The sequence below is a fragment of the Sporosarcina sp. HYO08 genome (genome assembly GCF_001563475.1).
Lineage (GTDB): Bacteria > Bacillota > Bacilli > Bacillales_A > Planococcaceae > Sporosarcina.
In genome coordinates this window covers 497,434-523,235 of record NZ_LPUT01000001.1, presented here as the reverse complement: position 1 = coordinate 523,235, position 25,802 = coordinate 497,434, and the positions used below count along the sequence as shown (strand labels likewise).

The following is a 25,802-nucleotide window of genomic DNA, read 5'->3' as shown; positions in this document are numbered from 1 at the left end:
AGATTTTGTAAGTTGAAAGAAAGTGTGGGATGACAATGAGTAAAGGACAACGATCTCCTGCATACGGAGGCCAAGCACTCGTTGAAGGTGTCATGTTTGGAGGAAAAGATCATACTGTAACGGCCATTCGTCGAAAAGACGATTCTATTGAATATTTTCATTTACGAAAAGAAAAAAATGAATTGCGCACGAAATTGAAAAAAATTCCGTTCGTAAGAGGCATTGTCGCATTGATCGAGTCTGCGGGTATTGGGTCGAAGCATTTGACCTTTTCATCAGACCGATACGATGTGATGCCCGGAGAAGAAGAAAGTCAGCCGGCTGAAGAACCGTCAAAGTTAACAATGATCCTCGGCGTGGCGGTTGTTGGGATTTTATCTTTTATATTTGGGAAGTTCGTGTTTACACTCGTTCCCGTTTTCCTAGCAGAGGCGCTGCAATCGATTGCGCCAGGAAAAACAGCGCAAATTTTGCTTGAAAGTTTGTTTAAGCTTATTCTGCTCCTTGGTTATGTCTCTTTAATTTCGATGACACCGCTCATTAAACGTGTGTTTCAATACCACGGGGCGGAGCATAAAGTCATTAATGCGTATGAAAACAAGATGCCCTTAACAGTGGAAAACGTCCAGGCGCAATCAAGATTACATTATCGATGCGGCAGCAGTTTCATGCTGTTTACGGTCATCGTCGGAATGTTTATTTACTTCCTTGTACCAACGGACCCGCTCTGGCTTCGTTTAGTCAACCGTATTTTACTCATTCCGGTCGTGCTCGGTGTATCTTTTGAAGTGTTGCAACTGACGAATGCTGTGCGTGATATCCCTGTATTAAAATATTTGGGGTATCCAGGCCTATGGCTGCAGCTCATTACAACGAAAGAGCCGGACGATACGCAAGTAGAAGTCGCGATTGCTTCTTTTGAAAAATTATTGGAAATTGAAGATTACGGGGTTGAAGTGTTGGAAACAGTTCCAAGTTCCGCATCTGAATCTTCGTCGACAATTCCTGTGAATTAAAATCGGAAGGCGCTGTTACGGTGCCTTCCGTTTTTGGTTTCAAAGTAAGGTTTGATCCTGTTCTGCGATCCAGTTTTCAATATAACTGCCCGATTGTTGAAGAGTAATACTTTATTTCCATATTACTTATCATTTAGTTCTTTCAATAGCTGAATAATTTTTTGGTTCTGGTTAACCTGTGTTTCATTGCTTGATTTAATTTGGTACATCCAAATTAAAATAAAAATCAGTACTACAACTGGTAAAATAATTGTAAATAATAATGAAAACAAAGCCACTACTGATGCACTCCCCATTATTCCACCTCCGTTTTTACAGACATTGCCTCACAATACAGCCTTATTTTTTAAAAAGGGCGCATTTTCTTATTCCATTATCGCGCCCGCTTGCGAAAATTAAAGTTTAAAGATGATAGTCAAATACAACATATACAAGACGCCACATTATGTACAAAGTAATCATTGCGTTAAAAATAATCGGAACTACCTTTTTTAATTCAATACTAAATTCATTGAGAATAAAGCGGTACAAAAGAAAAAGAATAGTTAAAAAAAAGAAATGAAACAGCGGGACACCAATACTATAAATAAGTTTTGAACCAATACCGATATCACCAGGCGGCGCTCCGGCAGCTGTAAAGCGCACACTGCCAACCCACAATACTAGAATCCATTGAAATCCATACGTCCAAGCCAATGCCCCCGCAAAATAAAATAAATTAGCCAATAGTTTCTTCACTTTACTTCCACCTTAATAACCACTCTTAATACTTGATTAGGTCAGATCCTCACTATGGAAGTGCGCCCGGTTATTGAATACCATTGATAGGATTATAAGCTCTTTTCTTTATAATAAATAACTTCGCCTTACGTTGTAATCTCCCCAGTAATCCAACCCTTAATAAATTTTTCTAATGATGAAGCAACCCACGTCCTACTATCATTTTCATGGTTCCATACATAAATATCTTCCGTTTGAATAGTCCCATTTAATATTCTGTATCCAAATAAATCTCCGCATCCATTGTCAGAAAAAAAGAACAAGTGATTAAATGGCATATAAATATCTTTATAGTCTTCAAAGTTTCTAAAAAACAAATTATCTTTTACGATTTGTGAAGTTGACCATATTAAAGGGCAATTGAAACTGTCAAACACTCCGTTTGTTTCGTTATACAATTCTAACAACTTTTCCGGTACCTCAACGCTTAATTCCACCGTAATTGAATTTATTTCAGCTTTAGAAGCTGGTGGATTGAAAGAGTATTCATTTGATATAGCATTAACATAATCTATCCACATCTTTGCAACATCTCCTTAATCGTGTGGACACTTATTCTTTAACAAGTTGGCCTGTTTGAAGTACGGCACTAATTCCAAATGCGCCCGTTTGTTGTTACTTTGCATTCTTCATACTTTTTATCGTCCTCACATATCCAAGTGCCAGCGAGAGCATGGCTGTATATATTATCGTTCCGCTCATAGTAAATAATGCTGATGATCCGTAACTAATCGGTGGATAGCCGCTATGCGCATTATAGTGCCATTCTGCGCCAGCAAATACCGAGTGGATACTGAATAACGCAATTCCAAACAACGCTAAAGCTAATACAGCTTTTTTTTGAAAAAACATTTTAGCTAAGTTGTCTTTAAAAATAAATGGAAAGGTTGATTGTTCTTTATGCACTTTTTCACTTTCCTTCTTGGCAGATGGAACTAAAAAGAAAATAAGCATACCGCTATAAATCAGTAACAGGACAATAATTTCCGGAATACTCATCACTATACCTCCTTTATCCTTTATTTTAGACGTTTATGGCTTGTAATTAGATTCAGCAATTTAGCCCGATTGCGAACTAGCTAGATTAGAGATTGACGACAGTCACTCACACAATAATGTATATCTTTTAACCTTTATGCTCTTGAATGATCCGCCTTGCAATGCCCGTCAGCTCGCCATGTTCAGTGAAACGTTCATTGAGCATATCCGTAAGAATATGTTCTAGGAAGTACTCTACACAGTTCATATCTTGAAACAGCAGGATTGTCCTTAATGCTTCTTCGTAGATCTCTATAAACAATGGCTCCGGGTTATCCTTTTGAATTTCACCAAATGCTTCATAAAGCAAATCAATTTTATCAGCAACAGATAAAATACGCCCCTCTAACGTTTCATCTTTACCTTCCTTAAAACGCTCCAAATAAATGGATTGAAACTCAGGTGGAAGCTCCTTTTCTACAAACTTTCTTGTCATTTCTTCCTCTACTTCGCTAAATAGCCGCTTCAACTCTTTCGACGCATATTTTACAGGCGTCTTAATATCTCCTGTAAAAAGTTCCGCATAATCATGGTTCAATGCTTTTTCATAAAGGAGCCTCCAATCCACTTTCTGCCCAGCCTCCTCTTCGACGGTTCCAAGAAATTGAGCAATTTTTGTCACCTTAAATGAATGACTCGCGACGGAATGCTCCTGATATTTGAACTTTCCTGGACAACGAATAATTTGTTCTAAATCAGATAAGCTTTTAAAATATTGATGTACACCCATCCTATTCATCACCTTTCTTTACTTTTAGGGCGATCGTATGGAACATACGACCAGAATCCCACGATTATTGAATACTTTTGCGAACAGCGCTATGTTCAATTTAAGCATTGTCTATCAATACTTTACCTTATCTTGACTAAAGTATGCAGGATCGGGATGAATACCTCTAATCAAGCATTTAATATAAAAATCGTGCAGCATTTCCGAAAACTACAGAGTCCATAAACCACCTTATACTATTCTTCCTTACTGATATTTACTTAATAGTTTTTCCGGAATATGACAATAATCATTTGGATACCTAGTTAACCGATCTTGATGTTCTTCTGCACTTCTCACGTAGTTTGTAAGCGGTAATACTTCAACAACGATACGGTCAACATCAGTTCTCTCACTAAGAAATGCCTTCGCCTCTTTTAAATGTTCTGGCTTTTCACTATATACGCCTGTTCTGTATTTCACGCCAACATCCTGTCCTTGTTTATTCAAACTGTAGGGATCAATGATTTCAAAGAAATACCCCATTAATTCCCTAATTGTTACAACCGTGGGATCAAATTCCGTTTTTACACATTCGGCGTACCCATCATAATCCCCCTCAAGTGTATGACTTGTTCCATTAGCCCTTCCCGCCTCTGTATGTATAACGCCAGGTAAAGTTTTGATAAAAGCTTGTACGCCCCATAAACATCCACCTGCAAAATAGACTACTTCCATATTGTACTCCCCCTTATATAACAAAATGGCCCAACACTCTAAGAATGGAGACCAGTTCATACTTCCAGTTCCGCGCCCGATAATGGAAGTATGGTACTAATTTGTTAACCTGTTACTACAGTTATTCCGGGTTTATCAAAAGATATAACATCAATAGTGTGATTTAAGCAGGGAAATTGATAATGTACGTAATTTTCAAAAGGACATATATCGTCTCTTTCGTTGGTGGCTAATTTGATAAAGTCTAAGTAATTCGATTTAGTATATATCCGAAATATTTTTCCTTTTGATTTTTCTTTTTCGTCTATTCGATCAAAAGATTCATTGATCACAGAATATGAAATATATGATTCAAAATCTAGTTGAACCATCGGTAAATGTTCAATATCTTCACTTTCATTATCGATCCTACTTCTATTAATAAGCAATCGTAATGAATTGTCTTCAGGTTCCAATAATTTCTCTAAGTAAATATATCCTTCCCACTTCATCAATTCGCCAAAGTTCATTTTCCAATCACTCATCTCTTGTTTTTTCCATTAATTGGCCCGTTTCTTCAATATTGGGCGCCGATCTTATTACAGATAAGCGCCCGCTTGCTTCATATAGATGATCATACTTTTAAGACTGTCCCAGTAAATTAGTTCTTGTCTTAATGGCTAATTTATTCAATAACAGCCAAATATGAAAATAAAGAACGGAACCCGAAATCCCTAAAATTAGGTACTCCATAACCCCATCGTCCCATCCGTTCCTGATCCAATGCCCCAATGCATAAATGTTACAAAGTATACCCACAAAAATAAATACAGTTAAAGAAATAAGGTATTTTCTTGCTTTAAAAAACTCCTGAAGCCAGAAATCCACGCATCCAGCAATAAAACCACCAATCAGAAAGACTGGTAATATAAACATACCCCATATCACCAGGAAATCCATTAGTTCAAAGTAATTAAATGAATCAAAATAACTTAATGAGATCAGGTGTACAAATATCAAACTGCTAACAATACTGGTGGTTACATAGATAACTGGCTTCATTTCTTTATCCCCCCTTTTCCCTTAAATTCGACTTTGTACCGTAATTCCACACTAAGTTATCCTACAATCTCACCCGATTGACGAAGATGCTATTTAAGTATAGCACCTGAATATATTCTTCTGATCCATTGCCCTGCTATTGATACGCCCTTAATAAGTTATAAGTTTCCAGTAAAAACCGCCCCCAATCCAATCGTCTTGAAGGCTTTCCAAACCGATTTTTACAGCATCTCGTCTTTTTTTGACAAGCGTTGTATTTGACCCTTTTTCAATCATGCTTTCATAAGCGTTTGAAAGTTTGTTAACAGTCGATTCCAAAGATTTAATGGACAGATTTTGGATTTTTTGGCTGGTAGTTTTCATACTTGAACCTTACTTTCTTTTGTAATAGTCTAACAGTCAGTAAATTTTCTTATTACATATTGCGCCCGATTCCGGAATACTGATGTCCATTTGTTGGATAAAAGTTTTAGCGTAAACTAATTATCTAAATCATACTCATAAATCGGGTTTATACATTTTAGAACAGATACAATTGCATTATTGTATCCAGACATTTTTTCTATTTCTTTTTCATCTTTAAATTCATCGTTTTCAAATTGCTCGGAAAGTCTTTTAATCATCCCTAGATACTTACTTACAAATTCATTCTCATTCATTTCTTTGGCATCCGCCAGCAGTTGATGATAAGCCAATAGTGCGCCTTCATTATCATTCTCAAAGTCTTTTTTATCAAAAATGGTATTTGTTTTCGTGAAATGTATTTTCCTTTCAATCACATCCACTAATGTAAATTGTGTCAGTTTTTTATTATCCATTGAAATTACCTCCTGCCGCATTTACAGCTAAAACTTATTCTCATGTTTTTTGAAAAACTCATAATAGGTACGGACATTTTCTAATTCCGTCCAGTGTCTCACTTTGACAGGATTTTCATCCAGGTTGTAAATTTTTGCTTCCCTCATGGATAACAGAAACGGAGAATGTGTGGAGATGATAAACTGACAGCCAAAAAAACGGGCGGAGTCTTCGATGAACTGCACCAATTCCATTTGACGTTTTGGAGAAAGACTATTTTCCGGCTCATCCAAAATATAAAGCCCATTGTCGCCAATTTTTTCCGTGAAATACAAAAATGCACTTTCCCCATTCGAATATTCCCTTACATTGTCCATCAATTCATTTCTCACAAAACGAGACTGCGTTTTACTTCTAGCTGCGTTCACTTTCTTCAACTGTTCGTAATCTGCCAAAGATTTCATTTGAAAATGGGCATATTTCGCATCCAAATAGTCTTCAAAAATTTCCTCCCGCTTTTGGTCAATTCCCTCATTGAGATTCCGGATATTCAACATATAGTCAAAGACATCATCACTCGTAATAATCCGGCTATGCTCTGGAATGTCCGCTTTACACCGCAGCTCACACATGTCGACATAATCAGGATAGAAATTAGATTTATTATAGATAGAATCACGTTGTATCCCTGTTTTTTCTGCGATCACATTGAGCGCAGTAGATTTCCCCGAACCATTTCCACCATAAAAAATCGTCACCGGCTCAAAGACAATCGTTTCCAACCCTTTTCTTGATAAAACTTTAAATGGATAAAACGAATCATAGCATGTTCTTTTAATATTCATAAAAAAGTAAAATTCCATATCCTCACTTGGAAATGAAAAATCATGTAAATAAATCATAATTTCCCCCTTTAGAATTGCCATTAAGCACACGATTATCTTTGCATATTCCACAAGTGTCCTTTTATTAATTTTAGATGTTCTGTTCTTTTGGGCATAGAAAACACCCCTTCAGACAATTTTATCTAAAGGGGTGTAACGGTTCAACTTTATTCTAAAGCCATACCTTTTTTATTATTTTCTATTATAGACCGCACTTCAATTGTGCCTGACAGTTTGTACATGTGTTGCAACCGCCCATTTCTTCGACCGTTCCTTGACGGCAAACTGGACAAGTGTTTCCTACTTCAGAGCCAATCGTTACGTTTGTGGAACGCAAATCTTGGATCGTGTTCACAAGCACAATTTTTGGTTCCGTTTCGATCACTTCTTCTACGTCCGCATCTAAGTTGTTTTCTTCTGCTTTCAGCGTCAGCACTTGGGAATCACGGCTACCGTCGACATAGACCGTGCCGCCTTTCGCGCCGCCTTTATACAGACGCTCATAAACGCTCTCTACTTGCTTCACCGTATAGCCGCGCGGTGCGTTTACTGTTTTGGAAATTGAGCTGTCGATCCAACGCTGGATAATGCACTGTACATCTGCATGCGCTTCAGGCGCCAAGCTCATAGAAGACACAAACCATTCCGGCAAGTTATCTGGATCCGCTTCAGGATTGCGCGCCAAATATTCCTCAACGATTTTCGCTTTGACTTCAATAAATTTCCCTAGACGCCCACTGCGGTAGTACGTGAAAGAAAAATAGGGTTCAAGGCCGGTTGAGACCCCAACCATTGTTCCAGTGCTGCCAGTTGGCGCAACTGTAAGTAAATGGGAATTCCGAATGCCGTGTTCTAAAATCCCTTGACGGATATCTTCCGGCATTTTTTTCATGAAGCCTGTGTTGATAAATGCTTCACGAAGCGCTTTTGTTTCTTCGTCTGTCTCGCCGATCAAGAATGGGAATGATCCTTTTTCTTTTGCAAGTTCGATCGACTCACGGTACGCAGTCGTTGCGATCGTCTCGAATACTTTATCGACGAGTTCATTTCCTTCTTCTGAACCGTACTCTTTTTCACAGTAAATAAGAAGATCCGCAAGCCCCATGACACCTAGCCCAACGCGGCGTTCGCCAAGTGCTTGTTTTTTATTTTCAGGAAGGAAATACGGTGTCGCGTCGATAACGTTATCTTGCATACGCACCCCGACACGAACTGTTTCTTTTAGTTTTTCATAGTTAACGGTTTTCGCGTCTTTATCCGCGAATTCAGCAAGGTTGACTGCAGCTAAATTACAGACAGAATAAGGTGCAAGTGGCTGCTCTCCACACGGGTTTGTCGCTACAACTTGCTGGCCATATGCCTTGGCATTTGTTTCGTTATTTGCGTTATCGATAAAAAATATGCCAGGCTCTGCGGAATAGGTTGCGCAGATGTTGATCAAATCCCACAGATCGCGTGCTTTCATCGTACGGTACACACGCACTTCATGACCGAGCTTTTCCCACTCGCGCACGTCACCGATCTTGTGCCATTCTTCATTATAAACCGCCATTTGTTCAGGCGTATATTTTTCCACCGCTGGGAAACGAAGCTCGTATTCAGCATCTTCTTCAACAGCTTTCATAAAATCGTCCGTCAAAGTGATGGAAATGTTCGCGCCAGTCAAGAACTCTGGATTGTGGACCGAATAAGTTCCGCCGTCGCGCAGTTTCGTTTCAGCGTCTCGCATAATCGCTTCATTAAAACCGCCCATCCCTGGAATTGCACGGTAGTTTAAAATACCTTGATACATCGCATCTTCCTGTGCTGTTAACGGTTTAAATTTCAACTTTTCACTCGCAAGCTTTTGAATCAGCTCGTCTTTCGTATTTTCCAACAAATAACGGAGAATACGGGGATTTTGCATTTTAGAAATAATAAATTCAACGATGTCAGGGTGCCAGTCCGCTAACATGATCATTTGTGCCAAATATTACCAATTGTTACGTTGATTCGCTACATCAACTCTCTAAGTCACCCTAGAGTTCAGACCATCTCTTGTACTCAAACTGAGTACCCTCGCACTTGGGAATCGCTTGATTCCTACTCTACTCGCTTCCGCTTTTAAAGCGTGCTTTCGATGGCCGTTGGACCTTCTCCATTTTAAAGGAGCTTGGCTGCTGATTGTCTTTATCCCCTTGTCGTTTTTGAGCATTCACGCTTATCGTTTCCAATTACGTTGTAGCCGACAAGTCATCAAAGAGTTTCCAGCAATTCACGAGGTTTATTTATAGACGAGGCACACAAATTGATCTACCACGTCTCGATCCACCTTGCTCCACAAGATGCGTCAATTTCGCAATGTCATCAAGCCAAGATACAGAACCGGAGGATTTACCATTCACACCGCGTGCGAGCGTATTACGTGGACGTAATGTCGAACCATTCGTCCCAACGCCGCCGCCCCGGCTCATAATTTCCATTACTTGTTTCCGGTGATCCGAAATCCCTTCACGAGAATCCGCTACAAACGGCATGACATAACAGTTAAAGAACGTTACATCTGTGTCAGATCCAGCACCGTACAAAACACGACCCGCCGGAACAAAATTTAGTTCTGACAGTTGGTTATAAAATAACTCAAATGATTCCTGACGCTTTCCTTCCGTCGTTTCAACAGATGCAAGTCCTGTTGCATTTCGCTTGGCGATTTGTTCATAAAACACTTCAAGCGGCTTTTCAACAACGTCCAATGATCGGTTGATGATGCCTGTTTCTTGTTCCTCCGGATTATCGATTGCAGATCGGTATTCAGGTTCAATCCAAATGTCTGCTTTTCCATTTTCTAAGTCAAGTGCTGTGATAAATCCTAATCCGCGTGCCGGAAACTTTGGATCTTCTTTCACAGTCAGGACGACAAAGTCGCCAACTTTCAACGTTTTCTTCTCGGTATCTTTAAACGAATACCTGTCGATCATAACGAGACGTGACACCCCGCTATGTTCAATTTTCATGTCTGCTGTAATTGGATGCACTTGCGGGAAATTCACAATATCCGAATTCAATTGCGATTTGTCCAACATAGGCTCTTGGCGTTTCGATACAACTACCATCGACGCATCCTCCTTCATAATAATTTAGATTACAAAATACAAAACACAACATGAACACTACATGTTGTGTTGTTTACTTACTTCATTCTACTACATGTTGAAACCAACTTCAACGCATGCATTTTTAAAATTTCTTTTCAAGTTTTTAAACAGCTAAAATGAAAGAAAAGGCAAAAAGTGCTAAACGTTATTTACGGAAAGTCCACGCATCATTGGCATATTTCTTCTCTTCAATCTCTTTTACATACGCCAATTGCTCATCCGTTAGTTCTAAAGGCACAAGTGTCATATCGAGTGCTTTCTCAAAACCTGTCGAAAAAGCTTCCACACATTCATCCACCGTCACCGTACGATCTACCAATCGATCAATGGCAACCGCTTTTTCTGGCAATGACTTTCTAACACGTTCACGAAGCCGCTCGGAATTAAATTTAAATAAAGAAACAAGCTTGTCCTCATCAAGACTAATCAAAATCGCACCATGCTGTAAAATAACACCTTTTTGTCTTGTCTGCGCACTGCCCGCTACTTTTTTACCTTCGACAACGAGTTCATACCAACTCGGTGCATCAAAACAAACACCACTTTTTGGATTTTTCAACTCTTCGCTTTGTCTTGCTGATCTTGGCACTGAAAATTCAGCATCTAATCCAAGATTACGGAATCCTTCCAACAATCCGCTTGAAATGACACGGTACGCTTCTGTCACCGTTTCAGGCATATCAGGATAGTCTTCGCTCACAATGACGCTATATGTAAGTTCGTGCTCATGAAGCACGCCTCGTCCGCCAGTAGGACGACGAACAAAACCAAGTCCGTGTTTTTCTACTTGCTCCATATCAATTTCTTTATCGACACTTTGGAAGTAGCCAATGGACAATGTAGCGGGTTCCCATTCATAGAAACGAAGCACTGGACCTATTTCCCCGCGGCTGTTCCATTCTAGTAAAGCCTCATCTAGCGCCATATTAAAAGATGGCGAGCATTTTCCGGAGTTTATGAAATGCCAAACTGTTTTTTCCATTCCAATCCCATCCTTCCTTATGCAACGCATTTCATTTTATCATTGTCATTGAACAAGTGCCACCTTATCTTTATAATAAAGAAAGAAATAGAAAGGGGAAATATTGTAGTGGAAAATCTTTACATCCTTGGTGCCATCGTACTCATCATGATCGTTTATTTGGTTGTGACGATGCTTCGCCTCAAAAAAGCAGTCACACACTTGACACAAGAACAATTTATAGAAGGATACCGTAAAGCGCAACTCATTGATGTGCGTGAAGTGAAAGAATTTGAAGCAGGTCATATTCTTGGTGCGCGAAACATTCCGTACTCCCAATTCCGCCAACGTTTCAAAGAAATTCGTCCAGATAAACCTGTTTACTTGTACGATCAAAACACGGGCAAAAGTTCACGTGCAGCACTATTCTTAAAGAAAAAAGGCTACGACCAACTGTTCCAACTACAAGGTGGATTCCGTCAGTGGACAGGCCGTGTGAAAAGTAAATAAACAAAAAAAGTTCTTCCGTTTAGGAGGAACTTTTTATTTATTGGGGTGAATTTTTAAAGTAAAAGTAATTTAGATTCCAATATTCCAATAGAATAACGAACAAAAAGAAGAGGACAGCTATCCCCAAATAGATAGCTGATCCCCTTCTAACCATGTAATATTAAACTGTCGCAGTCAATTCTTCCGCTTCCAAATACTCAATCAACTGCTCAGCTGCCTCTTTCCCTTGCTGGATACAATCTGGAATGCCGACACCTGCGTAACCCGCACCGCATAAATAAATGCCCGGTTTTTCTTTCGCCAATGATGCCCTTAATTTCTGGATCTCTTCAACATGCTTCACCGGGTATTGCGGCATCGATTGCTGTAATCTAGTAATTTCATAAAATAACGGTTCAGCACGGATCCCCATCATTTCTGTCAAATCTTTCTGTACCATTTTCAGTAATTCGCCGTCCGACAATTGCACCCAATCTTCCGCCCCGCCGCGTCCAATATAACAGCGCACCAGACGTTTTCCTTGGGGAGCTGTATGCGTCCATTTTGATGACGTCCACGTACATGCAGTAATATTTCTTCCTTCTGTTTTCGGCACGACAAACCCCGATCCATCTAATGGAATATCCACTTCATTTTCATCGAAAGCTAAGACAACGTTCGCAACTGAAACGTAATGGATCTCCTCCAGCCATTTCGAAGCGGGGAATTCTCCTAAAATGTGAGCCGCCTCAAACGTCGGCAAAGCAACAATCAGTCCATCCGCTTCTATTGCACTGCCATCATCCAAACGAATCGTATAATGTGCGTTCTTTCTGTCGATTGCCTGCACGCCGACTTCATTTTTAATATTTGCCGGGCCAATTGCCTCTGCCAACCGATCGACTATCGTTGTCATCCCGTTTTTAAACGTTAAAAACATGCTGCGTTTTGCGGCTTCCGGCAAATTGCCAGTGGAAGGTGCTTGTCTTTGACGACTCGCAAGCATCCCTTTAATCAGGCTCCCATGCTTTTCCTCCATCTGCGCAAAATTCGGAAACGTCGCTTGCAGGCTGAGTGCATGCGTGTCACCTGCGTAAATGCCGCCTAAAAGCGGCTCGGTGATATAATCTAACACCTCTCTGCCCAATCGTCTTTCAATAAAATGGCCAAGTGATTCGTCTTCCTTTTCACTTTTCTTCGGCAAGACCAAATCCATAGCCGCCCGCATCTTGCCCATCGGTGAAATAAGCCCCGTTTTCATAAATGGTGTTATTTTTGTTGGGATTCCTAGGATGAGTCCCGGCGGCATCGGATGCAATTTGTTCTTATGATAAATATAATTTGTGCGAGCCGCAGGATTTGTTCCGACTAATTCATCTAGGATGCCTAGTTCCCTTGATAGCTCAATAATTGGCATTTTTCTTGCTAAAAAAGCCTCCGGTCCTCTTTCAATGACAAACTCATCCCGATGCAGCGTTTTTATTTTCCCGCCAAGTGCAGCGCTTTTTTCAATTAATGTTAGCTCTACTGGTGTGTTTTGATCTTGAAAATATTTTTTCGCATAATAAGCGGCACTTAATCCCGTAATACCGCCGCCGATCACAACAATCCTCTTCATCATACTTCTCCCTTTCGCATGGCGATCAATTCCGCCTCGGCGGAATTGCGTCCAGATTTTTTCGAGCACGCTCGAAAACTCCTCTAAAAATCTGTGACATCCGCCGGAGGCTAACTTGAATCAGCAAAAACCTTTGCTGATTCAAGTTAAATTTTTTGTAAATCCACTTTCTCACGCAATGCTTTTGGGATATAGGAACAATACGGATCGCTCTCTAAGTAATCCCCGGTAACCGCGTAAGCTCTGGATCTGGAACCTCCACAAATTTTATTAAACTCACACACACCGCATTTCCCTTTTAATAAAGACTTATCACGCAGTTCTTTCATAATCGGTGAATTTCGGTAAATATCAGCAAGCGACTGCTCCCTGACATTTCCGCAGACAACTGGCAAGAAACCACTTGGATACACTTCACCGATATGGCTAATGAAGACAAAGCCATCCCCGTCATTCACGGGATTCGGCGCACGGCCAAGGACATCTTCGCGTTTATTTTCCTTCCCAGCGCTGTTGCCCAATCGTTCTTGCTCTTGGAGGAAGACGCGCCTGTAATGCGGTGCTTCTGTCGTTTTGACACCATACGGCATTTTTTGCTGGATTTGCACGAGCCATTTCATTACTTCTTCATGCTCTTCGGCTGAAATCATATCTTTTTCCATACCTCGACCCGTTGGCACAAGGAAAAATGTACTCCATAACACGGCACCCATCTCTTTTACTTTTTCAGCGATCGCTTCTAAGTCATGTAAATTGTATTTAGAAATCGTCGTATTCACTTGGATCGGAATGTCGAGTTCTTTTAAATACTCAATCCCTTTCATTGTCCGGTCATAAGAACCTCTTGTTCCTCGGAAATGATCATGGATTTCTGCACAAGATCCATCTAGACTAAATGCCCATCTCGATAGCCCAACATCTTTCGCCTTTTTAATCGCATCGAATGTGACTTTCGGCGTTGCACTCGGCGTCATCGACACAGGCAGTCCTTTTTCTTCAATTGCATATTTTGCAAGTTCATATAAATCTGGACGCATTAATGGATCCCCGCCTGTGAAAACAAATAAGGGATTATCCATTTCTGCAATTTGATCGATTAATTTTTTACCTTCTTCATGTGATAACTGTCGAGGGTCCGCAACGTACTGCGCTTCCGCACGGCAATGCAGGCATTTTAACGCACACGCACGCGTCACTTCCCATATAACGATAAATGGATTGACATCATAATCTCTTTCTTTTTGTAAATTTAGCATTTTCTTCTCTCCCTTTCACTCAATCCCTATTTTATCTAACGTTCGAGTGAACCTATATTAGTGAAATCCCTATCTTTCCTATAAGGATGCCTAATTTTTAATCTTTATACGTTGATCATAGGTGAATCGAGCAGTGAAAACTGTGATATCTATCACAAGCAAGCATTTTTGTGTGAATTTTTTGTTACATAGATCTCAAAAAGAATGATTTGCGCTACCGCAAAGGAGAAAATGCTAGGGATTTCCCTCTATATGCTAAACCGATCGCACAAATTATGTTTAAAATAATAAAATCCAAGCATAATAGTTTACATAATAAAAATATTGAATACTCAATCACTATGCCATTCCCGTGAATAAATAAAAAGCATAGCCTTTTGTCGGCTATGCTTTCACTTAAAATCTTCCCTGCAATTTAAATACAATTTCCGCAAATAGCGTTGCAAATAAAAACGTACCCGTATAGACAACTAACGAAATAACAATGATTCGCCAACCAAGCTTTTTAAAGCTTTCCATGTCTTTTCCAAGTGACAACCCCGCGTACGCCAAAATCGGTGTCGCGAGCGCCATGAAATTAATCGCGCTCGTTTTTTCTACGATCCAACCATTTCCAGGAAAAATCGGTGTCGTGATAATGAGCGCAATGAATGAAATCCAAATAACAGAAGGCATTTTCGGCATCAAATGATTCAACAAGAGACCAACGATCGTAATGACGACAATGACGATCATTCCTGGCAATGCCTCTATTGGAGAAACTTTAAAACCGACCCAATTACCGATAATCGCAATTAAACCAATTAATGAAAGAACTTTTGCTTTTTCTACCATCTTTAACCACGCTCCTTACCGAATCGCCCGATTTTCGGTTCGAGCCAATTGTATAAACGCGCAGTCACAGGCAAGGAGAAAAATACACAAATATACGTACCTAAAATTGTCGTTATTAAGTTTGCAGCTGCAGCGAATAACGCAATTTCTTCCGCATCATTCGGGAATGTCGCGGCCAATGCCCCTGACGCCGCTGCCATCATACTGCCGGAACCAACACCTGCCCCCATCGCGAGTGAAATCGGATGGAAAATACCAAGGCTTCCCAAAAATCCGGCTAGAATTGCCAAGTAAATGGCACCAAATACTGTACCGCACACGTAAACGCCAAGTGCGCCCCTTCCTTCCGGAGAATCTGCGCCATACTTTTCCGAAATAATCGCTAAGTTTGGTTCGCGGTCAATTGAAAATGTCGCACCAATTGCTTCACGTTTCATACCCATCAACAAAGCAATCGGCAACCCGATCGCAATGGTACCGATCACATGTCCAACTTCTTGGAAAGCCAGCGACAAACCAGCTTCAAAAATCTTCGATAATGACGGACCAAGCATCGTGCCAAGTTTGGCAACGAAAAGCATAAAAGAGATACCTAAAATGCCAGCCGCATTTTTCATTTGCTTGTCGGATAATAATTTTAATTTCGGGAAACTAATAATTCCGCCCCAAATTAAAACGAATAACATCGGGAATAATGCGACGGTCCCAACGCCTAAGTCAAATTGAATGACGCCGATCGCTTCCCCTAAAATGACAAAAATGAGGACAAGAATATGCAATTTCCAAGATTTAAACAATGGGAATTTCACCTACTTTTACTAAATTTAATTGCTCAACATTTCACAAGCGCACATAAGCGCATCCGCAATTTCGCGTTCCAGATGCTATCAGTATGAACAATATTAGCTTATTATAGCGACTGACACGCCAGTTGAAAATAGATTCTCTTTTAGTTGGAATTTTTAATAAAAAATCAATTCATAAATCATCTACCTCTATTTTCCAATAAGTGACTAAAAAAGATTGTAAGTGTTATGATAAACATGTATTTCGTCCGTACTTACTGTGTGCAATATTGGAGGAATTATAGTGAATGAGCTAAGCAACGAATCGATCTCTACGATTTCCTATATTACTGTCGAACGTGTAATGGGCTTTTTTGATCAAAAACTAACCCGAACAGTTAATAGGATCCATTTATTTCCAAATTCAATTTCAACCGCCAATGAGTCGTTCCCATTGGAAGACGTTCACGATCTATCGTATCGACCTTTCTCCGGCGGTACCGGACTCTTTTATCTACATACAAATCAAGGTGTTTTTACCTATGAAATTGATACGAAACCAACCCATTTTATTCAAGCATTTAAGAATTTGCGTGCATGACAAACTCCTTACTGCTTCATGCGCTGGATAAAGAAAAAGACTGTAGAACAAACTCGAATCATTTTCGGGTTTGCTCTACAGTCCGTAAATCACTTATCCTTTTATTCCTGTCGTCAAAAATCAATTCATCACAAATCCGCCGTCTACATAGATCGTTTGTCCAGTGACGAAGGCTGCCCATTCGGAAGCGAGAAACAAGACGGGCCCCACGATATCGATTGGCATGGCAATTCGCCCTAACGGTGTCTGTGAGATAATCATTTCTTTTACATCTTCTTTCGTATGCTTACTTGCGTCTGTCGGATAGACAAGCCCAGGCGCTACACAATTCATACGAATACCAAAAGCACCAAGTTCTGCCGCGAGATTTCTACTATAACTTTGTAATGCACCTTTGGCAGTTGTATAGTCAATATAAGGAACGACTGGACGCGCAATTAGATTGGATACCATGTTAATGATACTGCCGCCCCCTTGCTTTTTCATTGCCGGAATGACTGCCTGTGTCATATGGTGGACCGCACGGAGTGAACCATCTAGCTGCTCCTGAACATCTTCCCATTTTAAATCCCACGCAAGTTTCCGATTCTCGGGGTCAAATTGATAAGCTTTGAAAGCGTTATTGACAACGACATCAATTTTCCCAACTTCAAGAAGCACGTCCCCCGCCAACCGATTCACATCTTCCTCCACTGTCACATCTGCTTGAATTGCCCAAGCGTCTCCGCCAAGCGCTTGACAGGCCGCCACAACTTCTTCCGCCGCTTTTTCGTTCTGTAAATAGTTCACAATCACAAAAGCACCTTCCGCCGCGAAAGATTTTGCGATGGCAGCGCCAATTCCACGGCTCGCACCCGTGACAAGAACAACTTGATCTTTAAATTTCATTTATTTCTCTCCCCCTTCACTTCCCGGCGATGAATTCACTTGGAACGACTGTTGTTAAATCCAGTTCATTGTCAATGAGTCCCAATTCATAATACAGATCCGCCGCCTCTTGCAAATTCGGAAGATCAATGACACCTAGTTGTTCCATGCCGCCTGTAGACGGCAATGCAGCTGCATTCCGCAACTCGATAATGGCTAAATTATGTGCTTCATCCTTGCCATCGATTGCATAATTTGTTGCTAAAGCAGCCGCTTCTTCCGACTCGGCCATCATCCACGCTGCGCTTTTCCGGTACCCTTCTAAAAACGCCAAAATCTCCTCTTTTTTCTGCTCAAAAGTTGCCTCTGTTACGACGAATAAATCACTGGAATAGTTAAAGTAATCCTTAACTTCCATCACATTCACATCTTCAAGCCCCTTGGCAATCCCTGTTGTAAGCCCTGTATCAGTCGCGGCTGTCGCATCGACTTGTCCTTGCATCAGCGGCGCAAAATTTAACACACCCGTTTCAACAATTGTCACATCTTCTTCAGAAAGCCCCGCTTGGTGCAATAAGACAAGCAAATTCTGTCTTGTCCCGCTCGATAAACTGTAAACGCCAATCGTCTTCCCTTTTAAATCTTGCGGCTTCGTGATGTTCTTTTCTTCTAGCGATACGACATTGAACACATTTTGCGGATAAATATCATAAAGAACGACCAACCTCTCCCCCTTATCTAAAGCAGCGAATAGCGAACCTGGATCTGTAAACGCAATATCTGCTTTTCCAGACGCAATATTTTTAATCGCGTCTCCACCGCCAGCACCTGGAATAAATTCAAGTTCAATTTTCTCATCCTTGAAAAAGTTCTTTTCTTCAGCTAATAGGTTAATTTGCTCTGTAATCGGTTGACTCCAACTGGCCACCCGTATGTTATGTATCGTTTCTTCCCCTGCCCCTTGCTCATTTTGCTTGCCTCCACCACAAGCACCAAGCAAAATGCTGAATACCGTCAACATGACGGCAAGTCCTATTTTTCTCACGACTTCCGCTCTCCCCCATATAAATATTTCGCCAACACAAATTTTTCTATTAATATAACGATCCCATATAACAACATTCCATATACCGTTAATAAAATTAACACCGCGAACATTAACGGCGTATCCATCATTCCCTGTGATGCAATAATCATCGCACCAAGCCCTTTATTTGCCCCTATGAATTCACCAACAACCGCTCCGACAAGTGCGAGTACAACCGCAACACGAAATCCGCTCATAATACTTGGAAGCCCTTCAGGTATTTTTAAATGAATGAGTGTTTCAAAGCGTGTCGCATGCAACACACGAAAGAGATTTTTCTTCTCCCGATCGATTTGCCGCATCGCTGACATCGTATTTTCCAGCAATGGAAAAAAACATATCAATGCAGTAATCACAATTTTAGAAGTCATTCCAAAACCGAACCAAAGGACAAATAATGGTGCAAGTGCAAGTTTTGGCACAGCCTGACTTGCAATGACATAAGGTGCCAACAAATTCCGAAGCCATGGAAACTCGCCCATCAGTACACCTAATAGGAAGCCGAAAAGTGAACCGATAAATAATCCCGCAAGCACTTCGATCCCTGTCTGAATGAGATGCGGTGTAAAATAACCTGTTTTCAGCTCAGTCCATAATAGTGGAAAAACAACAGACGGTGCAGGCAAAACGAGTTCTGATAGGGAATGCGCGACAAGTTCCCACAAGGCAACTAATCCAATAAACGTAAATATGGAAAAAATAGGGGCCCATTTCATGCGGAAGGCACCCCTTCCAATGCTTGACGGAGAACAAAACCTAGTTCATTGAAGCGACTGCTATAACGCATCTCAACTGTCCGCGGCTTTGGCATATCAATCGTTTCCGTATGGACGATCTTTCCTTCCTCCATTACCAATACGTGATCCGCGACATAAATCGCTTCCGCAATATCATGCGTGATGAATAATACCGTCATTTGATGATGTGCACACAATGCGAGTAAATCATCTTGTAATTCTTCTCGCGTAATTGCATCCAAAGCAGCAAAGGGCTCGTCTAGAAATAAATACCGTGGATTTTTGATTAATGCACGCGCAATCGCAACACGGCTCTGTTGCCCACCTGAGAGCTGCTGCGGAAAGGAATGCATATGTTGTTCTATTTTCATTAATGCCAGCAATGCCTTTGCCCTTTCCTGTTCTTCTTTCGTACTTTTCCGTTTCAATTCGATCGGGAACAGCACATTTTCAAGTACGGTTTTCCATTCCAATAATGTTGGGGACTGAAAAACAAACCCCGCATTTTCTAAAGGTTTTTTAACTTGCTGACCGTCCAATAACACTTGACCCGTTTCAGCCTCTAATAGACCAGATACGATTTTTAAAAATGTTGTTTTTCCGCAACCACTTCGTCCAACTAAACAATGAAACTCACCGTCTCCAACCTGATAGTTGACTTGCTGTAAAATCATTTTGCTTCCATCATAACGATGGGAAATGCTGTCAATTACTAATCCGCTCATATGCTACCTCTCAATCCCGATACGAAGCAAATTTCTCCGCATACACTTCTGCGTTGTCCTCAATATCTACCATTTGAACTAAGTCCAATAAACTCCACGCTCCGTCGTGATGCCACCCTGCTTCGGGAGCCGTCATTTGACCGAGCGACGAAATCCGGGTCACGCCTGTTTTGGCTAACAATGAAGATAAGTGAAATAAGTTTTCAGGTGATGCCGCAATGCCGGCCGTTTGTAAATAGTGTCGAAAAGGCACTAACAACGGTAAGATTTCATGAAAGTCTTCGATTTCGATGATGCGTACAACCCGGTTTAACGGACTTGGCAGCACAAAGTCTTTCAGTGGTTCATAAACAACGGCCCAGCTTCCTGAATCTGGCCCGATGACTTCTTTCCCCTGTTCCGAAAATACGCTCATCTGCTCTTTTTGTCTCCAAGTAAACAACTCCGCACCTTCTTCTTTTGAAAGGGCGCGACGGGGGAATCTTTTTTCAAAGACAGCTAACTCATGTGCAACATATTGACTAAAACTTTTCGGCGAAACTTGACCCCCGCTTTGCACAAAAAAGAACTGCGGTGAATAACATCCTTGTTGATCGAAGCGCATCACATCATACGCGGCAAGACGTGCTGTTTCAGCAGCATTTTTCGCATTTAAACTCTCTTTCGACACGAGGCCAAAACTAATTTTATGTCCATGCCCTAAAAATTTCGTTGTCAGCGGAACATGATTTTTGATCGCGGTTAAAGCCTCATTGCCTCCATACGCAAAAACAAGATCGGACGCATTGAATAACGCAGACTCTTTTTCTTCATCTCCGCCTGGCCACCAAACGACCGCCAAACAACCCCGAAGCCTTGGCTCCACCTCAGCGATCATTTTTGCGACCCACCCTGCAAATAACGGTTCAGCACTCGACACCTTCCCAATCGATCCACCTTTCACAAGCAGGCTCGATACAATACTCCAAAGCGGTAAAGCAGGTACATTCCCCGCCCAAATATGGGTCATTAATCCGGGCCCTATCGCCTTTGAGTGGCCTCCCTTTGCACGCGGTTGAAAATCATCCAACAATAATGGATTGCCAAAGTCTTCGACTAAAAACCGTTGCAATTGCGGCTTTCGAAACGTTTTTAATTGGGACGTTAATCCAAGCCGAACCATTTCTTCATCAAAGCCTGTGATGATCGGCAGCAATTCCTCCGCCTTCTGTCGGTAAAGGTTGTCCCGATCTAGTAGACGTGCAATGACCTCATCAATGATACGGACCAGTTCCGAAACGCTAAATGATTTCAAGATATGATCACTTGCTGTTTTCACGCCTTCCGCAATTTGAAGCAACTGCTCAGTTGTGACAACAGGCACCTCAACTTGCAACGTCTTCCCATGCCCTTGAAATTCTCTGATTTCATACTTCACATCTTCTTCATTTAGCCCTGTGAAATACCCTGCACGCTCCATCAAGTCAGTGCTCCTTTCGTTGCCTGAATGAATGATTCAAGTGCAAGTGAGCACCCTTTCGCTTCTGCCCCTTCCACTCTTCCTAAAAATAAAAAGCCATTTTCTTTTTTGACACCCATATCCTCCGTCAAAATCGCTGCAACCGAATTCATATTTGCCAAATCATAATGCACGAGCACCCCCGGTTCCCCGTCAGGCTGATCTTCTCCAGTCATTGGATCTACCACTCTCGTCCGAATCCAGTGCGGGCCCGATTTTTCGGATGGAATCACTGCATTCCCATCATCATAAAACTGTGTGCTTAGTTCTGTCATGCCGAACATATTGATACAATTTTCGGGTTCAACGCCAAGAAAATCTTTCATCTTTTGATAAAACAAGGCTAAATCCAATTCCTTCGATTGATTCTTAAATCCGCCTGTGTCCAGTAACTTACTCCCTTTCGGCAATGAAAATCGGCGCCCTTGTCTTTCTAACGCTTCGAATAGGTGAACAAAACTGAAAGAGGCACCAAGTAAAGCGTAAGGGGTTCCTGCCGCCTCTCGTTTCGCCAATTCTTGAATAAGCTCATTCGTTTCTAAACCACGATCATCTACAAAATAAGTAAAATCGTTTCCGCTAAATGTTTCCGCTGCCAGTGCTAAGTAATGTGCTAACGACGAATTCGGCATCAGCTCTCTCTTCGGGAATAAAATCCCCATTGGGATGTGCTCATCATTTCTCATAAATTTCTTCTTAAAAACGGTTTTCATCGACTGATCATACACTTCTAACGTTGAATGGTAATGCTTCCCTCGTGCGCCAGTTGTTGTACCACTTGTCATAAAAGTAGCAACCGCAGTTTCGATCCCCGTGCAACTTAAAGGAACTTCTTTAAACGCATCGATCGGAACAGCAGGAATCTCCGTCCAAGACTTTACCAATCTCGGCGTCTTTCTTTTTGCACGGCAGTACGTTTGATAAGGTAAATTATTTTCATATTGATAACGAAACAATGACAATGCCTGCTCATTAAACGCTTCTTCTGAACTACTAGATTGACTCAAAAATGCTAATGTATTGTTGACGATCTCTTCTGCTGTCATCTTCACCAAATCCTTTCATTCCACATAAAAAAACCGCCTTCTGTCATTTTCGTCAAGAAGCGGCGCCTACTTTATTACTCTGCGGCCCACTTTCCTACGCTGGTATGACCAGATCAGGTTCAAAGGGTTCGCAACATGCGTCTCAGTCCAATCATAAAGACTCCCCCAGTGGCTACTATTTAATTCCTACTATACTACTGTACCACAAATCTGAAAAATCTCAAAAAGGACTTTGAAAAGCCTTTCGCAAAAGATGGAAGTGCAGTTCGTGATGTCTAAATGCACTACAAAAATTTTGAATATAAAAAGCCGTCTCCATAAAGGAAACGACTTTTTAATTGATTATTCTTTTGTATATCGTAAAACCGGTTGACGTGCAGCTTTTGTTTCATCCAAACGGTTAATGACCGTTGTATGTGGTGCGTTTTGAACGATTTCTGGATTTTCTTCGACTTCTTTTGCAATTTGAATGAGTGCATCGCAAAATGCATCGAGTGTTTCTTTCGATTCTGTTTCCGTCGGCTCAATCATCATACCTTCTTCCACGTTAAGCGGGAAGTAGATTGTCGGCGGGTGATAGCCAAAGTCTAAGAGACGTTTCGCCATATCGAGCGTACGTACGCCAAGTTTCTTTTGACGGCGGCCTGATAGAACGAATTCGTGTTTACAGTGACGGTTATATGGCAGGTCGAAATAAGGCTCGAGTCTGCGCATCATATAGTTTGCGTTTAGTACAGCATTTTCCGTGACAGTTTTCAGACCATCTGGACCCATTGAACGGATATACGTGTACGCACGCACGTTAATACCAAAGTTTCCGTAGTAAGGTTTCACGCGGCCGATTGATTCTGGACGATCATAATCGAATGTATACGTATCGTCTTTCTTCACCAATACCGGCTTCGGCAAAAACTTGGCAAGGTCAGCTTTTACGCCGACAGGACCAGAACCTGGACCACCGCCGCCGTGCGGACCTGTGAACGTTTTGTGCAAGTTCAAGTGAACCGCATCAAAGCCCATATCTCCAGGACGCGCTTTTGACATAACTGCGTTTAAGTTCGCGCCGTCATAGTACAATTTCCCGCCTGCACCGTGAACGATTGCAGCCATTTCAAGAATATGTTCTTCAAACAAACCGAGTGTATTCGGGTTTGTCAGCATAAGCGCAGCCGTATCGTCGCCGACATGCTTTTTCAAATCTTCTAGGTCTACAAGACCGTTTTCATCGGATTTAACCGTTACTGTTTCAAATCCTGCAACAGTGGCAGAAGCCGGGTTCGTACCGTGCGCGGAGTCTGGAACAAGTACTTTTGTACGGTTAAAATCACCGTTCGCTTCGTGGAAAGCACGGATCATCATAAGTGCTGTCCACTCACCGTGTGCACCTGCAGCAGGTTGAAGTGTTACTTCATCCATTCCCGTAATTTCAACTAAGTGCTCTTGCAGGTCATACATCAGTTCCATTGCACCTTGAACCGTTGACTCATCTTGCAATGGGTGAATGTTCGCAAAACCAGAATAGCGAGCAACCGATTCGTTAATTTTTGGGTTGTATTTCATCGTACAAGAACCGAGCGGATAGAAGCCTGAATCAATACCGTGGTTGCGGTTTGATAGGGCTGTGTAATGACGCATAATATCGAGCTCGGAAACTTCCGGAAGCTCTGCTGCTTCCTTACGGATAAAGCCTTCTGGCAATAGGTCGGAAAGGTCCAGCTCAGGTACGTCGAGATCTTCCAAGCTGTAACCTACTCGTCCTTCTTTTGTAATTTCAAAAATGAGCGGTTGATTATCTTTATGCATGAAGGGCCTCCATTTCTTGCACAAGTGCATCAATTTCTTCTTTCGTACGTTGTTCCGTTACCGCAACTAGCGCGTGGTTTGCAAGTTCAGGGTATGTTCGGCCTAAATCATATCCGCCAATGATCCCTTTTTCAAATAGTGCTGCATTCACTTCTTTGACAGGTTTTTTACAGTCCACAACGATTTCATTGAAATGTGCGCCGCCAAAAGCAACTGTAAATCCAGCTTTTTCAAATGCATCTTTCGCATAACGCGTTTTCGCGATATTTTGATAAGCGATTTGTTGTGCGCCCACTTTTCCAAATGCAGTCATCGCAACAGAGGCTGCAAGGGCGTTCAAAGCTTGGTTTGAACAAATATTTGACGTCGCTTTGTCACGACGAATATGCTGTTCACGCGCTTGAAGTGTTAATACATACCCGCGGCGACCTTCGTCATCTGTCGTTTCTCCAACGAGACGTCCAGGCACTTTACGCATAAGCTTTTTCGTTACTGCAAAATACCCACAGTGCGGTCCGCCAAACGCTTCCGGAATACCGAATGGCTGTGCGTCACCTACTGTAATATCTGCACCCAGTTTACCTGGCGGTGTTAACACGCCAAGTGCAAGCGGATTAGAAGATACTACGAACAGTCCGCCGTGGTGGTGCGCAACGTCACCGATTTTTTGAATATCTTCGATTTGACCGAAGAAGTTCGGGTATTGAACAAGAACTGCCGCTGTATTATCGTCGATTAACTCTTCCAGCTTCGCAATATCTGTTACACCATCTTTTTGCGGAACTGTTACAACTTCAATAGACTGTCCTGTCGCATAGGAAAGTACAACGTCACGAGATTCAGGATGTACAGTTTCTGAAATAAGAATTTTTTTACGACGTGTATGACCTGCCGCAAGCGTTCCTGCTTCTGCAAGTGCTGTACCGCCGTCATACATAGAAGAGTTTGCAAGATCCATTCCTGTTAACTCGCAAATCATTGTCTGGAATTCAAAAATCGCTTGGAGCTCTCCTTGAGAAATTTCAGGCTGATACGGTGTATACGCTGTGTAAAACTCTGAACGAGAAATGACGTGATCAACAATAATTGGCTTATAGTGATCGTAAACGCCTGCTCCCAAGAACGATGCGTATGTATTCGTGTCCGCATTTTTCGCAGCAAGTCGTGAAAGTTCTTTTGTTAATGCCGACTCTGATTTTGCTTGTTTAATGTTGTATTCGCCTTTAAATCGAACTTTTTCAGGAATATCCGCAAAAAGCTCATCTACGGATGAAACACCAATCGTCTCTAGCATTTCAGCACGATCAGTTTCAGTCATTGGAATGTAACGATGCTTCATGTCCATTTGTCCCCTTTT

27 protein-coding genes, 2 pseudogenes and 1 riboswitch are annotated in these 25,802 nt (G+C 41.5%); of the genes and pseudogenes, 3 read left to right on the top strand and 26 right to left on the bottom strand.

What is annotated here, in order from left to right; genetic code table 11:
• Nucleotides 1-35: 35 nt before the first annotated feature.
• Complete coding sequence (locus AU377_RS02605) at nucleotides 36-1,016, top strand: DUF1385 domain-containing protein (protein WP_067403952.1); 981 nt, start codon at nucleotides 36-38, stop codon at nucleotides 1,014-1,016.
• A gap of 122 nt (nucleotides 1,017-1,138) precedes the next feature.
• On the opposite strand, the gene AU377_RS15615 is transcribed toward AU377_RS02605, so the two are convergent.
• The 14 genes and pseudogenes from AU377_RS15615 to AU377_RS02540 all read right to left on the bottom strand — a co-directional run bounded on the left by AU377_RS15615 (nucleotide 1,139) and on the right by AU377_RS02540 (nucleotide 11,120).
• The gene (locus tag AU377_RS15615; RefSeq protein ID WP_172794010.1) at nucleotides 1,139-1,312 is read right to left on the bottom strand and encodes a hypothetical protein; all 174 of its coding nucleotides are present in this window, start codon (nucleotides 1,310-1,312) and stop codon (nucleotides 1,139-1,141) included.
• 106 nt (nucleotides 1,313-1,418) lie between these two features.
• Complete coding sequence (locus tag AU377_RS02600; RefSeq protein WP_067403629.1) at nucleotides 1,419-1,754, bottom strand: hypothetical protein; 336 nt, start codon at nucleotides 1,752-1,754, stop codon at nucleotides 1,419-1,421.
• 128 nt (nucleotides 1,755-1,882) lie between these two features.
• On the bottom strand, nucleotides 1,883-2,317 hold the full coding sequence (locus tag AU377_RS02595) for an SMI1/KNR4 family protein (RefSeq protein WP_067403626.1): 435 nt from the start codon (nucleotides 2,315-2,317) through the stop codon (nucleotides 1,883-1,885).
• Nucleotides 2,318-2,411: 94 nt separating this feature from the next.
• A complete protein-coding gene (locus AU377_RS02590; protein ID WP_067403624.1) occupies nucleotides 2,412-2,795 on the bottom strand; it encodes a hypothetical protein in 384 nt (127 codons plus the stop codon).
• Nucleotides 2,796-2,922: 127 nt separating this feature from the next.
• Entirely contained in the window at nucleotides 2,923-3,564 is a 642-nt protein-coding gene (locus AU377_RS02585; protein ID WP_067403621.1) for an HD domain-containing protein, read from the bottom strand.
• A 246-nt stretch (nucleotides 3,565-3,810) separates the two neighbouring features.
• Nucleotides 3,811-4,281 (bottom strand): peptide-methionine (S)-S-oxide reductase, encoded by a 471-nt coding sequence (locus AU377_RS02580; RefSeq protein WP_067403620.1) that lies wholly within the window; start codon nucleotides 4,279-4,281, stop codon nucleotides 3,811-3,813.
• A gap of 104 nt (nucleotides 4,282-4,385) precedes the next feature.
• Nucleotides 4,386-4,790: a hypothetical protein gene (locus AU377_RS02575; RefSeq protein WP_067403946.1), complete on the bottom strand. Its 405-nt coding sequence runs from the start codon at nucleotides 4,788-4,790 to the stop codon at nucleotides 4,386-4,388.
• A 112-nt stretch (nucleotides 4,791-4,902) separates the two neighbouring features.
• Entirely contained in the window at nucleotides 4,903-5,322 is a 420-nt protein-coding gene (locus AU377_RS02570) for a hypothetical protein (RefSeq protein WP_067403617.1), read from the bottom strand.
• A gap of 150 nt (nucleotides 5,323-5,472) precedes the next feature.
• Entirely contained in the window at nucleotides 5,473-5,685 is a 213-nt protein-coding gene (locus AU377_RS02565; RefSeq protein ID WP_156450351.1) for a hypothetical protein, read from the bottom strand.
• Between the two features lie 116 nt (nucleotides 5,686-5,801).
• Nucleotides 5,802-6,140 carry a hypothetical protein gene (locus AU377_RS02560; protein ID WP_067403614.1) on the bottom strand — a complete coding sequence of 113 codons (339 nt, stop codon included), beginning with the start codon at nucleotides 6,138-6,140 and terminating at the stop codon, nucleotides 5,802-5,804.
• Between the two features lie 27 nt (nucleotides 6,141-6,167).
• Nucleotides 6,168-7,022 carry an AAA family ATPase gene (locus AU377_RS02555; RefSeq protein WP_067403611.1) on the bottom strand — a complete coding sequence of 285 codons (855 nt, stop codon included), beginning with the start codon at nucleotides 7,020-7,022 and terminating at the stop codon, nucleotides 6,168-6,170.
• Between the two features lie 184 nt (nucleotides 7,023-7,206).
• Nucleotides 7,207-8,970 (bottom strand): annotated as a pseudogene (locus tag AU377_RS02550) (vitamin B12-dependent ribonucleotide reductase); the annotation flags it as partial.
• Nucleotides 8,971-9,298: 328 nt separating this feature from the next.
• Nucleotides 9,299-10,096, bottom strand: a pseudogene (locus AU377_RS02545) (ribonucleotide reductase N-terminal alpha domain-containing protein); the annotation flags it as partial.
• Between the two features lie 187 nt (nucleotides 10,097-10,283).
• Nucleotides 10,284-11,120, bottom strand: a complete 837-nt coding sequence (locus AU377_RS02540; RefSeq protein ID WP_067403602.1) for a biotin/lipoate A/B protein ligase family protein — start codon at nucleotides 11,118-11,120, stop codon at nucleotides 10,284-10,286.
• A 108-nt stretch (nucleotides 11,121-11,228) separates the two neighbouring features.
• Here AU377_RS02540 and AU377_RS02535 point away from each other — a divergent pair, with 108 nt between their 5' ends.
• Nucleotides 11,229-11,609: a rhodanese-like domain-containing protein gene (locus AU377_RS02535; RefSeq protein ID WP_067403598.1), complete on the top strand. Its 381-nt coding sequence runs from the start codon at nucleotides 11,229-11,231 to the stop codon at nucleotides 11,607-11,609.
• A 160-nt stretch (nucleotides 11,610-11,769) separates the two neighbouring features.
• Here the strand turns inward: AU377_RS02535 and hemY are convergent, their stop codons facing one another.
• From hemY to AU377_RS02515, 4 genes are all read right to left on the bottom strand, one after another.
• On the bottom strand, nucleotides 11,770-13,275 hold the full coding sequence (gene hemY / locus AU377_RS02530) for a protoporphyrinogen oxidase (RefSeq protein WP_368664417.1): 1,506 nt from the start codon (nucleotides 13,273-13,275) through the stop codon (nucleotides 11,770-11,772).
• A gap of 77 nt (nucleotides 13,276-13,352) precedes the next feature.
• Nucleotides 13,353-14,462 carry a TIGR04053 family radical SAM/SPASM domain-containing protein gene (locus AU377_RS02525; RefSeq protein ID WP_067403595.1) on the bottom strand — a complete coding sequence of 370 codons (1,110 nt, stop codon included), beginning with the start codon at nucleotides 14,460-14,462 and terminating at the stop codon, nucleotides 13,353-13,355.
• Nucleotides 14,463-14,858: 396 nt separating this feature from the next.
• On the bottom strand, nucleotides 14,859-15,296 hold the full coding sequence (locus AU377_RS02520; protein WP_067403591.1) for a hypothetical protein: 438 nt from the start codon (nucleotides 15,294-15,296) through the stop codon (nucleotides 14,859-14,861).
• A 2-nt stretch (nucleotides 15,297-15,298) separates the two neighbouring features.
• Complete coding sequence (locus AU377_RS02515) at nucleotides 15,299-16,093, bottom strand: DUF3100 domain-containing protein (RefSeq protein ID WP_253724355.1); 795 nt, start codon at nucleotides 16,091-16,093, stop codon at nucleotides 15,299-15,301.
• Between the two features lie 292 nt (nucleotides 16,094-16,385).
• Here AU377_RS02515 and AU377_RS02510 point away from each other — a divergent pair, with 292 nt between their 5' ends.
• On the top strand, nucleotides 16,386-16,682 hold the full coding sequence (locus AU377_RS02510) for a hypothetical protein (protein WP_082731880.1): 297 nt from the start codon (nucleotides 16,386-16,388) through the stop codon (nucleotides 16,680-16,682).
• 120 nt (nucleotides 16,683-16,802) lie between these two features.
• Here the strand turns inward: AU377_RS02510 and AU377_RS02505 are convergent, their stop codons facing one another.
• The 8 genes from AU377_RS02505 to gcvPA all read right to left on the bottom strand — a co-directional run bounded on the left by AU377_RS02505 (nucleotide 16,803) and on the right by gcvPA (nucleotide 25,784).
• On the bottom strand, nucleotides 16,803-17,570 hold the full coding sequence (locus tag AU377_RS02505) for an SDR family oxidoreductase (protein ID WP_067403584.1): 768 nt from the start codon (nucleotides 17,568-17,570) through the stop codon (nucleotides 16,803-16,805).
• A 16-nt stretch (nucleotides 17,571-17,586) separates the two neighbouring features.
• Nucleotides 17,587-18,594 carry an ABC transporter substrate-binding protein gene (locus AU377_RS02500; protein ID WP_253724354.1) on the bottom strand — a complete coding sequence of 336 codons (1,008 nt, stop codon included), beginning with the start codon at nucleotides 18,592-18,594 and terminating at the stop codon, nucleotides 17,587-17,589.
• Complete coding sequence (locus AU377_RS02495; protein WP_067403581.1) at nucleotides 18,591-19,352, bottom strand: ABC transporter permease; 762 nt, start codon at nucleotides 19,350-19,352, stop codon at nucleotides 18,591-18,593. Before AU377_RS02495 ends, AU377_RS02500 begins: the two co-directional genes overlap by 4 nt.
• Nucleotides 19,349-20,098, bottom strand: a complete 750-nt coding sequence (locus AU377_RS02490; RefSeq protein WP_067403578.1) for an ABC transporter ATP-binding protein — start codon at nucleotides 20,096-20,098, stop codon at nucleotides 19,349-19,351. The genes AU377_RS02495 and AU377_RS02490 overlap by 4 nt, the downstream gene beginning before the upstream one ends.
• 10 nt (nucleotides 20,099-20,108) lie before the next feature.
• Nucleotides 20,109-21,557, bottom strand: a complete 1,449-nt coding sequence (locus AU377_RS02485) for an acyl-CoA reductase (RefSeq protein ID WP_172794009.1) — start codon at nucleotides 21,555-21,557, stop codon at nucleotides 20,109-20,111.
• Nucleotides 21,557-22,642, bottom strand: coding sequence for a long-chain fatty acid--CoA ligase (locus AU377_RS02480; RefSeq protein WP_067403573.1), 1,086 nt, complete (start codon nucleotides 22,640-22,642; stop codon nucleotides 21,557-21,559). The genes AU377_RS02485 and AU377_RS02480 overlap by 1 nt, the downstream gene beginning before the upstream one ends.
• 74 nt (nucleotides 22,643-22,716) lie before the next feature.
• Nucleotides 22,717-22,819, bottom strand: a riboswitch (TPP riboswitch).
• Nucleotides 22,820-22,984: 165 nt separating this feature from the next.
• Nucleotides 22,985-24,445, bottom strand: a complete 1,461-nt coding sequence (gene gcvPB / locus AU377_RS02475) for an aminomethyl-transferring glycine dehydrogenase subunit GcvPB (RefSeq protein WP_067403570.1) — start codon at nucleotides 24,443-24,445, stop codon at nucleotides 22,985-22,987.
• Entirely contained in the window at nucleotides 24,438-25,784 is a 1,347-nt protein-coding gene (gcvPA, locus tag AU377_RS02470; protein ID WP_067403567.1) for an aminomethyl-transferring glycine dehydrogenase subunit GcvPA, read from the bottom strand. The genes gcvPB and gcvPA overlap by 8 nt, the downstream gene beginning before the upstream one ends.
• Nucleotides 25,785-25,802 lie beyond the last annotated feature (18 nt).